Consider the following 12480-nt stretch of genomic DNA (forward strand, 5'->3'; position numbering starts at 1 on the left):
TCCTGACCGGTGCGGCACAGCACCGGAATGTCCCGGAGCAGCAATCACCCGGGCTGAGGACGAATTCACCCCCGCTGCGTCTACGGCTCGCGGCGGGCGCTGGTTAGCGTCGAGACGGCTGAACTTGCGGGACGTGTCCGCAGGATCGCCGACCAACGAAACTGGGGGTGGACCATGCGGGTGCTCGTTGATGGCGACCGGGGCTACATCGGTGCCGTGCTCGTCCCGTTCCTGCAGGCGGCCGGGCACGAGGTTGTGGGTCTCGACGCCGGCTGGTACGACGGCTGCGACTTCGGGCCGCCGGTGCGCGGCTACGAGCAGCGCACCGGCGACGTGCGGGACGCCCGACCGGAGAACCTGGAAGGGTTCGACGCCGTCGTCCACCTCGCCGCGATCAGCAACGACCCGGTGGGGCACCTCAACCCGCAGGCCACGTACTCCGTGAACACCGACGGCGCGGTCCGCATGGCGAAGGCGGCGAAGGCCGCGGGCGTGCCCCGGTTCCTCTTCTCGTCGTCGTGCTCCCTGTACGGGGCGGCAGGTGATGCTCCGGTCGACGAGGCTTCCGACTTCCACCCCGTCACCCCGTACGGAGCTTCGAAGGTGCACGCCGAGCGTGGCATCTCGGCGCTCGCGGACGACGCCTTCTCGCCGACCTACCTGCGCAACGCCACCGCGTACGGGTCCTCCCCGCGGCTGCGCGCCGACATCGTCGTTAACAACCTCACCGGCACCGCGTTCACCCAGGGCGAGGTGCGGCTGCAGTCCGACGGGAGCCCGTGGCGCCCCCTCGTGCACGTCGAGGACATCTCGCGTGCCTTCCTGGCTGCGATCGAGGCGCCCTGCGAGGTGGTTCACGACCGCGCGTACAACGTGGGGCGGGACGAGGATGTCATGCAGATCCGCACGGTGGCCGAGCAGGTCAGCGAGATCACCGGGGCGCCGGTGACGTTCGCCGACGGTGCCGGCGCGGACGCGCGCAACTATCGCGTCGACTTCACGCGGATCCGCGACGAGCTCCCCGCTGCCGCCCCGGGCTGGACCGTGGCGGACGGCATCCGGGAGATCTGGACGGACGCCGGTGCACGCGGTCTGACGGCGGAAGACTTTGACGGCGCGCGCTACGTGCGCCTCCGAAGGATCCACGCGCTGGCGGACAGCGGAGCCCTCGACCTCTCCACTCTTCGAATGCGGGTGAACGCATGAGCGCCCCGAAGTGTCGGCTGTGCGGCACGGAGCTGACGCGCACGTTCGTCGACCTCGGGATGTCGCCTCCGTGCGAGCGCATCCTGCGCGCCGACGAGATCGATCAGGGCGAGACGTTCTACCCGCTGCACGTCCGCGTGTGCACGCAATGCCTGCTGGTGCAGCTGCCCGCGTACATCCCGGCGGAGGAGATCTTCACCGACTACGCCTACTTCTCGTCGTTCTCGGACTCGTGGGTGCAGCACGCGCGGCGGTTCGTGGACCGTGCCGTGGAGCAGCTGGTGCTCGGTCCCGACGCCTTCGTCGTCGAGGTCGCGAGCAACGACGGATATCTCCTCCAGCACGTGCGTGACCGGGGGATCCGGAGCCTTGGGATCGAGCCCGCGGAGAACGTGGCGGCGGCCGCCGTCGAGCGTGGCATCCCGACGGTCGTGGAGTTCCTCGGAGAGGCCACGGGCAAGGGTGTCGCCGACGAGCACGGACGGGCAGATCTGGTCGTCGCGAACAACGTCTTCGCGCACGTGCCGGACATCGTCGACTTCGCCAAGGGCCTGCGCGCCCTCGTCGCGGACGAGGGCCGCGTGAGCATCGAGATCCCGCACCTGCTCCGGCTCATCGAGGGCAACGAGTACGACACGATCTACCACGAGCACTTCTCGTACCTGTCGCTGCTCACGACGCAGCGCGTTCTCGCCGCGGCGGGCCTGGCCGTCGTCGACGTCGAGGAGCTCCCGAGTCACGGCGGCTCGTTGCGCACCTGGTCGGCGCCGAGCGAGCACGCGCCCGTCCCGAGCCCAGCGGTCGAGCGGGTACTGGCTCTGGAGGCGAGCGCGGGTCTGCACACCGTGGAGGGTCACAGCGGGTTCGCGCGGCAGGTCGCCCAGGTACGCAACGACTTCCTGGACTTCCTGATCGAGCGGGCTCGCCGGGGCGAGCGGGTGGTCGCGTACGGCGCGCCGGGCAAGGGCAACACCCTGCTCAACCACTGCGGTGTGCGCGCCGACCTGCTCGAGTTTGCCGTGGACCGCAACCCCTACAAGCACGGCCGCTTCCTCCCGGGCACCCACATCCCCGTGCACGCGCCCGAGGCGCTGGACGAGGCCCGCCCGGACTACGTCGTGATCATGCCGTGGAACCTGCGCAAGGAGATCTCGACACAGCTCGCGCACGTCGCGGACTGGGGCGGAAAGCTCCTCGTCGCGCTGCCGCACCTCGAGGTCTTCGAGCCGGGTACCTGACGTGGCCCGCGCGGCCGTCGGCGACCGGCCGGTCGCCGCCTGGCGGTGCCGGTGGTGCCGCTCCGCCGACGGCGACGTCGTGCTGGACCTGGGCGACCAGCCCGCGGCCGACCATTTTCCGGCGCCCGACGACCCGCCCGACGCGACGCACCCGCTGCGGATGGTGCTCTGCCGCGGGTGCGGCCTGGCGCAGCTCGAAGAGGACCCGACGGACGCCGAGGAACCGCGCGGCATCGAGCCCGCGGCACTGACGTCTCAGGGCCGGGCCGCCGTCGGCGATCTGGTGGCCGCCGGGCTGCTGTGGTCCGGTGCACGGGTCGGTGAGGCGCCGAGCCCGCACGGTGGCAGCTGGCTCGACGGCGTGCGTGACGCCGGCGGGGTGCCGGTCGACGAGGGGCCGGTGGAGCTGTTCGTCGACTCGTTCGGGATGATGCACGAGGCCGACCAACGGGCGGCCTGGGAGGCCCGGGCGGCGCGCCTGGCCGACGACGGCGTGCTGGCGGTGCACGTGCACACGCTCGCGACGATCGTGCGTGACGGCACCTGGAACGCCTTGCGGCACGGGCACTACGCCTACTACTCCGTCCCGGTGCTCGTCGACATGGCCGGCGCCGTCGGGCTGGTCCCCGTCGGCGCGTGGGCCTACGGCCTCTACGGCGGGACGACGATGGTGGCGTTCGCGCGCCGGGCGGTGGCCGCGGACCCGCGGGTCGAGGAGCTCGTCGCGGCGGAGGCCGCCGCGGGCGTCCTGGACCCCGCGGTCGTCGGGAGCCTCAGGAGCGCGGTGACCCGCACGGTGACTGCGCTCGGCAGCTGGTTCGACGAGAACGCCGACCGGACGGTGGCCGGGTACGGCGCCGCCTCCCGGGCGGTGGCGCTGCTGCAGCTGGCAGGAGCGACACCGGCGCGGTTGGTCGCGGTCGCGGACGGGTCGCCGTCGAAGCGCGGCCGCGTGATGCCGGGTTCCCGCGTGCCGATCGTGTCGCCGCAGGATCTCGCCGACATGCGGCCCGACAAGGTCATCCTCTTCGTGCCCGACCTGCTGGACGAGGTTCGGCAGGCGTACCCGGAGATCGAGGAGGCGGCCGGCCGCTGGGTGCTCGCGGAGCCCGAGCCGCGCGAGGTCGAGCCCCGGGGGCGCTGAACTTCAGGACCCGGCACGTCAGGACCGGAGCTGGGCGCTGAGCTCGGTCCAGGAACCTGCCGCCTGGTCCCGGCCGCTCACGACCGTGATCGGCTCGGGCCACTCGATGCCGAGGTCGGGGTCGAGGTGGTACACGGAGACGTCTTCGACAGCGTCGTGGGCGGCATCGATGCGGTAGCACACGTCCGCCGTCGCGGTGAGCGTCTGGTGGCCGTGCAGGAAGCCCCGGGGGACGTAGAGCACGTGGAACGACTCGTCGTCGAGCAGGAATGTCTCCACCTCGCCGAACGTCGGTGAGCCGGGTCGTGCGTCCACCAGGACGTCGATCACTGCACCGTGCGCGACCCGGACGAGCTTGGCCTCGCCGCCACCGATCCTGCCGTGCATTCCTCGGACGACGCCCTGCCGGGAGCGGGACTGGCTGTCCTGGACGAAGGCGTTCGGGTCGATACCGGCCGAACGCGCGACGTCTGCGTCGAACGTCCGGGTGAAGAAGCCACGGTCGTCATGGTGTGGCGTGGGCTCGAAGACCAGCGGCCCCTCGAGCGATGCCGGATGCACGTCCATGGGGAGAGGTTACCGACCGAGGGGGTGGTATAGGGGATGAAAAGCGCGGCCCGCCCTATTCCCCCGGACAACGGCACGTGAGACTGGCTGTCGAACCTGAAAGGAGTGATTCATGGAAGCCAGACCTTTGCGCTTCATCGCACCGATGCCGAGCCTCCATGCAGACTCCCTCAGGTGGCGCAGCGAGCTGCGAGCGATCGAGTCGTACGGGTTCTCGTCGGTCGCGGTGTCGGAGCACCTGACCCGCGGCTGGGTGATGGACGCGTGGACGGCGCTCTCCTTCGCCGCGGGCGCGACCAAGAGTCTCCGGCTGCTGACGCTGGTACTCAATCAGGAGCTCCACCATCCGGCACGGCTCGCCCGGGCGGCAGCGACCCTGGACGTCCTCAGCGGCGGAAGGGTCGAGCTCGGGCTCGGAGCGGGCTGGATGCCCGAGGACTTCTCGGTGGTCGGCACACAGATGCCGCCCGCGGGAGATCGTGTGGAGAGGCTGACCGGGTGCCTCGAGCTGATGCACGAGTATCGGCGCGGTGGCGAGCTGACCATGGGCCGGCGGACCTTCGCGACGGCGGGCTTCGCCGCGTTGCCGATCGCGACGCAACATCCGGGCATCCCGGTCATGGTCGGCGCGGCCGGACCCCGGCTGCTGAGCGTTGCGGGTCGCTTCGCCGACATCGTCGGAATCCACGCTCCGCTTGGCGGGCAGGGTGTGCAGAACGCGGTGGCGGGGTTCGAGCTCGAGGCGATCAGGTCCCGGATCAGGATCGTGCGAGACGCGGCCGAGGCCGCCGGTCGGCCCCCGCCGGAGATCCAGTTCTCGGTGTACGACCTCGTGGTGGACGGCGACCGGTCTCAGCACGAGGCCATCGCCGCGGCGGTCGACAACGGCGATCTGGCGCCATCGCCGGTGTCGATCCGCGGGACCCGCGAGGCGTGTATCGACCAGATCCTCGAGTGGTCCGCCCAGCTGGGGATCAGCTATTGGAAGCTCGGTAACGACGTCGAGCTGGCGGCACCAATGGTCGCTGCGCTTGCCGGCAACGTGATCGACACCGACGAGCTCGTCCCCACGGGAAGGGGTCCGGAATGAAGGTCGTCCTGTTCTGTGGCGGGCTGGGGATGCGCATGCGCTCCGCCGACAGCCAGCTGCCCAAACCGATGATGCCGATCGGTTCTCGCCCCGTTCTCTGGCACATCATGAAGTACTACGCATACTTCGGTCACAAGGAGTTCGTCCTGTGCCTGGGATACGGTGCGAACGCGGTGAAGGATTACTTTCTCGACTATCGCGAGACCCATTCGAACGACTTCGTCCTGTCGGAAGGTTGCCAGAGGGTCGAGCTTCTCTCGACAGACATCAGCGACTGGCGGATCACGTTCGTGGACACGGGAATGGACACGCCGATCGGGGAGCGCCTCCGCCGGGTACGCAAGCACCTCGACGGGGACGAGATGTTCCTCGCCAACTACGGTGACGTGCTGACGGACGCACCGTTGAACGCGATCATCGACGACTTCTCCCAGACGGAGGCCGTCGGGACCCTGCTCGCCGTCGACCCCCAGGACTCCTTCCACGTCGTGAAGATCGATCCGGACGGCAACCTGCAGGGGATCGAGCCCGTCGCCGAGATGGAGATGCGCATCAACGGCGGCTACTTCGTGCTGCGCCAGGGCATCTTCGACTACCTCGACGAGGGCGAGGACCTCGTGATGGACGGGTGCGTTCGGGCCGCGAAGGACGGCCGGTTCCGGGCGCAGCGTTACGACGGATTCTGGGCTCCGATGGACACCCTGAAGGAGCGGTCTCACCTCGAGGAGCTGCACCGGACCGGTCGGAGCCCGTGGGCGCTCTGGGAGCATCGGGAGCAGGTCGCAGGCCGCCGAGTGCCGGTCGTCGATCTTCCCGAGGTGGCGAGCCCGCCCGCACGGATTTCTCGATGATCGGACTCGGGCTCCCGGTCGGCCGGCTCGAGGTGCTCTGCCTCGGTGCCCATCCCGACGACATCGAGATCGGGTGCGGTGGGACGCTCCTCGCGCTGGGTGCCGCCCGAGACGTCCGCGCGCAGTTCGTCGTGATGACCGGTAGCTCCGCGCGTCAGGTGGAGGCCAAGCAGGCAGCCGAGAGCTTCCTGCCGGGTGCCACGGTCGAGTTCGGCGGGCTCCCGGACGGCCGCCTGCCCGCGTGCTGGAACGAGATCAAGGACTTCCTCGAGTCCGTCGCGGGTAGGGCACCGCACCCGGACGTGATCTTCTGCCCGCGTCGTGACGACGCGCACCAGGACCACCGGCTGCTCGCCGAGCTCGTGCCGACCGTGTGGCGGGACTCGCTCGTCCTCGAGTACGAGATCCCCAAGTGGGACGGGGACCTCGGGCGAACGAATGTGTACGTCCCGCTGAGCGACGTCGACGTCGACCGCAAGGTCGCGCTGCTTGACGCGGCCTTCGGCTCCCAGGTCGCCCGCGACTGGTGGGATCGAGAGACCTTCACCGCGATCTTGCGCCTGCGTGGCGTCGAGTCCAGGTGCCGCTTCGCGGAGGCGTTCCGGTCCAACCGTGTCCTGCTGGAGCTGGGAGGTCGGCAGTGAGACCCAAGGCCACGATCGGAGTCCCCGTCTTCAACGGTGCCCGCTTCCTGGAAGAGGCCCTCCGATCGGTCTGCGCCCAGGATGCGGACGGGCTGGAGATCCTTGTCTCGGACAACGGCTCGACGGATGCCAGTCGTGAGCTCGGCCTGGACCCAGCAACGGCGCACGAACGCGTAAGCCGGCTCCTGACCGGGGTGGTGGGGCACGTGATGTACGGCGTCGTAGCGACCGACACATTGCGTGAGCTCGGACGCGTCCGCGGCGGCCCTGGTGCCGACTGGGCATTCGGCGTCCAGCTGTGCATGGTCGGGAAGATCGGCCTCGTTCTGGAACGGCTGATGATGCAGCGTCTGCACGACGTTCGGAGCAAAGACGCAGGGGCAGAGATCATCCCGTGGGACAGGCCCGGGGCGACGCGACGCGAGATCTCCTTCGGACTGGCGAACCAGTCGATCAACATCGCGTTGGCAGCGACTCTCCGCTCGGTGCCCCTCCCGCGTGCCGAGAAGATGCGATGCGCGGCGACGCTGCGGCGATACTGGACGCTTCCGCGGCCGCCCGGAGCGATGGTCACCGACGTGTTCGAGATCTTCGGGGCCACGTGGCCGCCGGACTGGGGCCGACGATTCCGCTGGAGCTCGTCTCCGGCACGACGAGACGGGCTACCTCGTGCGGCCGGTCCGGGAGGACTGTCATGAGGCCCCTGGTCACGATCGGAATTCCTGTCTTCAACGGTGCGGACTACCTGGAACAGGCACTCGAGTCCGCGGTGTCGCAGACCTACGGTGACCTCGAGATCGTTGTCTCCGACAACGCGTCCACTGACCGCACGGACGAGATCTGTCGAAAGTTCGCCGCGCGGGACGAACGGATCGTCCACCTTCGTGCGCTCGTGAACCGAGGTGGTCTCTGGAACTTCATGGAGGTCGCGCGCCGCGGCCGTGGTCAGCTCTTCACGTGGCTGGCGGCGGACGACATCAAGTCCCCCGATTTCGTCAGCGCCTGCCTGCGAACGATCGAAACCTCCGACGCCGTCGTCGCCTACTGCCACACGCACTCCGTCGACGAGCAGGGTGCGTTGATCGAGGAGTTCAACGACGACGCGATCGGGTCCGAGGACGACCCGGCAGACCGGCTCGCCTCGATCCTCCGCGCCCAGGCGTCCCACCTCTTCTACGGGCTGATTCGTACAGACGCGCTGAGGCGCACGCGAGGCCTGCGTCCCGTCGTGGGGGACGACATGGTGCTCCTGGCCGAGCTGGCGCCCCTCGGGACGTTCGTCCGTGCCGAGGAGGGCTGGTTCGCCCAGCGTCGTCGTCCTGATCAGTTCTCCGCACTCCGCGGCGGCCAGGTGAAGTGGATCAATCCCGACGCGCGCGTGCGGTTCGCCTTTCCGCAGACCATGACCAACGTCGAGCTCCTGCGAGCGGCTGCGAACGCACCGCTGAGCGCACGGCATCGGGCACAGCTGGGGGCGAACGTCCTCAGGCACTGGGCGATACCGCGCTGGCGGGGCATGGCACGCGACGTCGTGACGGCCATCGCCCCGTGAGGTGGGCGGTCACACGAGCCGTCGTAGCCCGGAGTCGAGGTTGGTCCGCGTGTGCCGCCAGGTGCGCCGGAGCGCATGCTCCCGGGAGGCCTTGCGGGCCGTCCGCAGGGCCTCCTCGTCGTCGGCGAGGTGCGCGAGCACCTCCGCGAGCGCGGCGGGATCGCCAGGAGGGACGAGGAACGCGGCGTCGCCCGCCTGCTCGGGGATGCCGCCGATGCGGGAGGCCACGAGCGCCGCGCCGGAGGCCATGCCTTCCAGCACGGTGAGGCCGCTCGGTTCCGCCCAGGTCGACGGGACGACGACGACGTCGCACTCCCGCAGCGCACGGACGACCTCGGCGCGATCGAGGAAGGAACGGAACCGGACCTCCCCGGGAGCGCTCTCGGCGATAGCTCGGAGCTCTTGCTCGTACGGGGTGAAGAGGTCGCGTGCGGAGAAGCCGTGACGCCCGACCACGTCGAGCACGATGTCGCGGCGACCGAGCCGCCGGAGTGACTTCAGCAGCACGTGGACGCCCTTGTCGGGGATCGTGCGCCCGACGAAGAGGACCTTCATCGCGTCGCCGCGCGCCCATCTCTCCGGTGGTGTGAATGTCTCGGTGTCCACACCGTTACGCACGACCTCCACCCGAGATCCGCGGGGGAGCCGCTCGGCGAGTCGCGACGCCAGATGCTCGCTCACCGCGATGGTTCCGGCGCTGGGTCCGAGCACGCGCCGCACCTCGCCGGGGCTGTAACTACGCAGCAGCTCGTTGTGTGCGTAGAGCACCGGCACGTGTCGGCGATGGTCGACCTCCGGGACGGCCTGCACGGCGTTGTGCGCCAGCACGACGGCCGGCCCGAGGGCGCCCTGGGGAGCGAGAGCGGCGCGATAGGAGGCGCGTGCCCCGGCGCGGGGGAGGCCGACGCGCGCCGCAGCCGCGTCGACGAACCGGTCCAGGCGCCGGGAGGGTCGCTGGGCGTACTCGACGGTGTCGGCGCTCGGGTACCGCTCCGGATACGTGCCGGCGGCGAGGAGCACGGTCGGCCGGCGGGAAGCCGCCGACGCGAGGCCGTGCACGACCGTCGGTACCGCCGACCCGGTGCGGGGCGAGTAGTGGTCGCCGGGGGTGATCAGGTGCACCTCGCCGAGAGGGAGAGAGGTGCCCGCAGGGTCCGGGATCATGGCGCCGCCTCAGACGAGGTCCGCGAACTCGCGCTCGTGGCGTCGAGAGTCGAGGGCACCGCCGGCGAGCACGATGAACACTTCGTCGAGCTCCTGACGGGTGATGCCGGCGGTTCGCAGCCTCATGTCTGTCGACAGTAGGTGCCGCGGGCGGGCCCGGAGGGGTGAACTTGGGCTCCAGGGCCCTCGTCCCGGGGTGAAGTCACGCCCGGCGCGTCGAGCGGCATCGTCCTCCTGCGAGAGCACGCCACCTCGATGGGTGAAAGACGGTCCCGGACCGGCTGAAGAATGGCCTCAGGTCTCGGAACGGGCGCGGACATTGGCGACGATGTCGACTATGAAACCAGACCCGGCGACCCCCGAGGAAGGGGCGGTTGGCCCGATCGTCCCGACGGCGGGGGCGGTGGCGGGGTCCGCGACCGACGTCATGACGCGCGGCGAGCTGCAGGACAGGGCGATCAAGGGCGTGCTTTGGACGCTGATCCACGTCGCCGTGTCTCTCCCCCTGGCGTTCGCCGTCAACGTCCTGATCGCGCGGACCCTGGGAGTCGTCGACTTCGGACGCCTCGCCTACCTCACGACGGTGCTGGGCCTGGTCGCGACCGTGTTCGACCTCGGCGTCGGCACCGGGGTGGTCCAGTTCGGCTCCAAGGCCCACGCGGCCGGGCGCTTCGAGGAGGTCAAGCGGATCCTGACGGCTGCCCAGGGATACCGGGTGCTCGTGGGCTTCCCGGTGGTCACGACGGCCGTGATCCTGCTGGTCGACGTCGATCCCGTCCTCATGGCGATCGCCGTCGTCTTCGGACTCGCCCTTCCGTGCGCTCTCGGAGGCGCCGGTGACGCGCTCGGGATCGAGAACAAGTCGGCCCAGGGCGCGCAATCGGTCATGATCGTCAACCTCGCCACCCAGGTGCTCGTCGTGATCGCCGCGACGACCGTGGGCACGGCCGACTCGATCTGGGCCGTGCGCCTGATCGCGGGCGGCCTCGGGGCGCTGGTGTTCCTCGTCTTCGTCGCAGGCATGTACCGCCGAGCCCTGCTCAGGCCGCGGTTCCGGCGGTTCCCGCCGGGCTTCTGGAAGTTCGCGCTCCCCGCGGGCGCCGCCGGCATGGTCGAGGCGTTCGTCTCCTCGCGGAGCGAGGTCCTGGTGCTCACCTGGATGTCGGCCACCGAGGCGGCCGGCGTTTTCGCCCTCGCCTTCGGGTTGTCGATCCACCTCTTCGCGCCTGCCCAGGCCTTCCTCGGCCCGCTGGTGCCGGCGATCTCCGGGCTGCGCGAGGTAGACGTCGACGCCGTCGGGCGTGCCCTGAGCAGGACCCTTCGTGCGTCCTCGACGGTGATGGCGCCGATCGTCGCCGCGGCGATGCCCGCCTTCGCGTTCCTGGTTCCGCTGATCTACGGGGAGGAGTTCTCCGACGTCCCCGAGGTGCTGCTCGCGCTCGGTGTCTCCGGAGGGCTCCTGGTGGTCGCCGGCCCGATCAGGGCCTTCGTGATGGCGAGGCTCAAGGGAGCCTGGATGCTCTGGATGAATCTCGTGTCGCTGGCGGTCAGCCTCGGACTGATGGTGGTCCTCATCCCGCACCTCGGCGTCTGGGGGGCGGTCCTGGCCAACGTCAGCTCGGCGGCGGTTCTTTTGGGGCTCCTGCTGGTCACCGAGGTACGGGCGGTGGGTATCGGCGCCGCGCAGGTCCTCCGGGACATCGCGCCGTACCTTCTCGCGGTCGCCGTCTGCGCGGCGACCTGGTGGGGCACGTCCTGGCTCGCGTGGGGGCCGGTGCCATCGGCTGTCCTCGCCGGTCTCGCCGGTCTCGTCCTCCTGGTCGGGGCGATGCGTCTGACGCGTACCGGGCTGACCTCCGAGGACGCGGAGGCCGTCGGACGGGCGCTGCCCCGACGTGTCCAGCGGATCTTCGCCGTTTCGTTCCGGATCATGACGACCGTGCGGCGTTGACGCCGGGCCCCGGCGACGTCCTGGTCAGGGCCGGCCGAGACCCGCAGACTGCAGGGACGACCACCGCGACGCGACGCGCTCGATCCAGCGCGGTGCCCGCCCGTACCGGCGAAGCACGTCGGACCCGAGACCCGCGACGACCATGACACCCCGTCGCGCGCCCTCCCGCACGCCGTCGTGCCGGACGGATCGCCACGGGGACGGGAGCACGCGGTACCGGAGCATCAGGAGCGTGCGCCGGAGCCCCGACCGGGCCAGGCGCGCGTAGAGCAGGCTGTTCCGCGCGTAGTAGTAGGTGCCGAGGTAGGAATACGCCCCCGTGAACGACGCGGAGACGGCGTGCACGACGGCCGCGGCCGGCAGGACCTCGAGGGGAACGCCGGCTCGTGCGGCCCGGAGGCTCCACTCCGAGTCCTCGAAGTTGAGGAAGAACCGCTCGTCGAAGCCCCCCACCGTGTCCCACGTCGTCGAGCGCGCCGTGACGCAGCAGCCCGCGAGCAGCTCGGTCCGGTATGGGGCCGGGGATGTGCCGCCGCGCAACGCGGCGACCTCGTCGTCGCTGAGGTGGCGGGGCAGCGCGTCGCGCGAGTCGGTCCCGCCTCCGGCGAACCAGGTCCGGGAGCTCCCGCGGTATCTGATCACGGGGCTCACGGCGACGTCGTCCGCCAGGGCGCGCTCGACGAGGAGATCGAGCGCGCCCGGTGCGACGACCGTGTCGTTGTTGAGGATCGTCACGACGTCGAAGCCGTGCTCGCGCGCCCAGTCGAGGCCGCGGTTCATGCCGCCGGCGAAGCCGAGGTTGCTCTCGTTCTGCAGGGTGTCGACGGTCGGCCAGCGGGCGGCGACGGTATCGAGAACATGGTCGCCGGACCCGTTGTCGACCACGAGCACCTGGTGGCCGGAGGACTCGCCGACGATCGACGCGACGCACCCCATCGTGTCGTCCCGGCCCTTGTAGTTGAGGACGACGACGAGGCTGCGCGCCGCACGGCGAGGAGCGGGACGGGCGCCGTCACCGGCATCGGTCGTCACGCTGCCAGTATCGCGGCGGTGCGCGTGCCGGTACAGACCGG

At 70.3% G+C, this 12480-nt stretch carries 12 protein-coding genes; 9 read left to right on the top strand and 3 right to left on the bottom strand.

The window, feature by feature from the left end; genetic code table 11:
* The first annotated feature begins 174 nt into the window (after nt 1-174).
* The 3 genes from AC1C2W_RS01675 to AC1C2W_RS01685 are packed head-to-tail and all read left to right on the top strand — an operon-like array spanning nt 175 to nt 3588.
* Nucleotides 175-1206, top strand: coding sequence for an NAD-dependent epimerase/dehydratase family protein (locus tag AC1C2W_RS01675; RefSeq protein WP_495412189.1), 1032 nt, complete (start codon nt 175-177; stop codon nt 1204-1206).
* Nucleotides 1203-2444, top strand: coding sequence for a class I SAM-dependent methyltransferase (locus tag AC1C2W_RS01680; protein ID WP_495412190.1), 1242 nt, complete (start codon nt 1203-1205; stop codon nt 2442-2444). The genes AC1C2W_RS01675 and AC1C2W_RS01680 overlap by 4 nt, the downstream gene beginning before the upstream one ends.
* Before the next feature lies 1 nt (nt 2445).
* Nucleotides 2446-3588 carry a class I SAM-dependent methyltransferase gene (locus AC1C2W_RS01685; protein WP_495412191.1) on the top strand — a complete coding sequence of 381 codons (1143 nt, stop codon included), beginning with the start codon at nt 2446-2448 and terminating at the stop codon, nt 3586-3588.
* An 18-nt stretch (nt 3589-3606) separates the two neighbouring features.
* On the opposite strand, the gene AC1C2W_RS01690 is transcribed toward AC1C2W_RS01685, so the two are convergent.
* On the bottom strand, nt 3607-4155 hold the full coding sequence (locus AC1C2W_RS01690) for a dTDP-4-dehydrorhamnose 3,5-epimerase family protein (protein WP_495412192.1): 549 nt from the start codon (nt 4153-4155) through the stop codon (nt 3607-3609).
* Between the two features lie 112 nt (nt 4156-4267).
* Here AC1C2W_RS01690 and AC1C2W_RS01695 point away from each other — a divergent pair, with 112 nt between their 5' ends.
* The 5 genes from AC1C2W_RS01695 to AC1C2W_RS01715 are packed head-to-tail and all read left to right on the top strand — an operon-like array spanning nt 4268 to nt 8292.
* Entirely contained in the window at nt 4268-5245 is a 978-nt protein-coding gene (locus AC1C2W_RS01695) for an LLM class flavin-dependent oxidoreductase (protein WP_495412193.1), read from the top strand.
* Nucleotides 5242-6096: a sugar phosphate nucleotidyltransferase gene (locus tag AC1C2W_RS01700; RefSeq protein WP_495412194.1), complete on the top strand. Its 855-nt coding sequence runs from the start codon at nt 5242-5244 to the stop codon at nt 6094-6096. The genes AC1C2W_RS01695 and AC1C2W_RS01700 overlap by 4 nt, the downstream gene beginning before the upstream one ends.
* A complete protein-coding gene (locus AC1C2W_RS01705) occupies nt 6093-6740 on the top strand; it encodes a PIG-L deacetylase family protein (RefSeq protein WP_495412195.1) in 648 nt (215 codons plus the stop codon). The genes AC1C2W_RS01700 and AC1C2W_RS01705 overlap by 4 nt, the downstream gene beginning before the upstream one ends.
* Nucleotides 6737-7438, top strand: a complete 702-nt coding sequence (locus AC1C2W_RS01710; RefSeq protein ID WP_495412196.1) for a glycosyltransferase family 2 protein — start codon at nt 6737-6739, stop codon at nt 7436-7438. Before AC1C2W_RS01705 ends, AC1C2W_RS01710 begins: the two co-directional genes overlap by 4 nt.
* Nucleotides 7435-8292 carry a glycosyltransferase family 2 protein gene (locus AC1C2W_RS01715; RefSeq protein WP_495412197.1) on the top strand — a complete coding sequence of 286 codons (858 nt, stop codon included), beginning with the start codon at nt 7435-7437 and terminating at the stop codon, nt 8290-8292. Before AC1C2W_RS01710 ends, AC1C2W_RS01715 begins: the two co-directional genes overlap by 4 nt.
* 9 nt (nt 8293-8301) lie before the next feature.
* On the opposite strand, the gene AC1C2W_RS01720 is transcribed toward AC1C2W_RS01715, so the two are convergent.
* Nucleotides 8302-9456 carry a glycosyltransferase family 4 protein gene (locus AC1C2W_RS01720; protein ID WP_495412198.1) on the bottom strand — a complete coding sequence of 385 codons (1155 nt, stop codon included), beginning with the start codon at nt 9454-9456 and terminating at the stop codon, nt 8302-8304.
* A gap of 337 nt (nt 9457-9793) precedes the next feature.
* On the opposite strand from AC1C2W_RS01720, the gene AC1C2W_RS01725 reads away from it, so the two are divergent.
* Nucleotides 9794-11407 carry an oligosaccharide flippase family protein gene (locus tag AC1C2W_RS01725; protein ID WP_495412199.1) on the top strand — a complete coding sequence of 538 codons (1614 nt, stop codon included), beginning with the start codon at nt 9794-9796 and terminating at the stop codon, nt 11405-11407.
* Nucleotides 11408-11431: 24 nt separating this feature from the next.
* Here AC1C2W_RS01725 and AC1C2W_RS01730 read toward each other — a convergent pair whose 3' ends face one another.
* Entirely contained in the window at nt 11432-12439 is a 1008-nt protein-coding gene (locus AC1C2W_RS01730; RefSeq protein ID WP_495412200.1) for a glycosyltransferase family 2 protein, read from the bottom strand.
* Nucleotides 12440-12480: the final 41 nt, after the last annotated feature.

The sequence above is a fragment of the Isoptericola sp. Y581 genome, assembly GCF_059445475.1.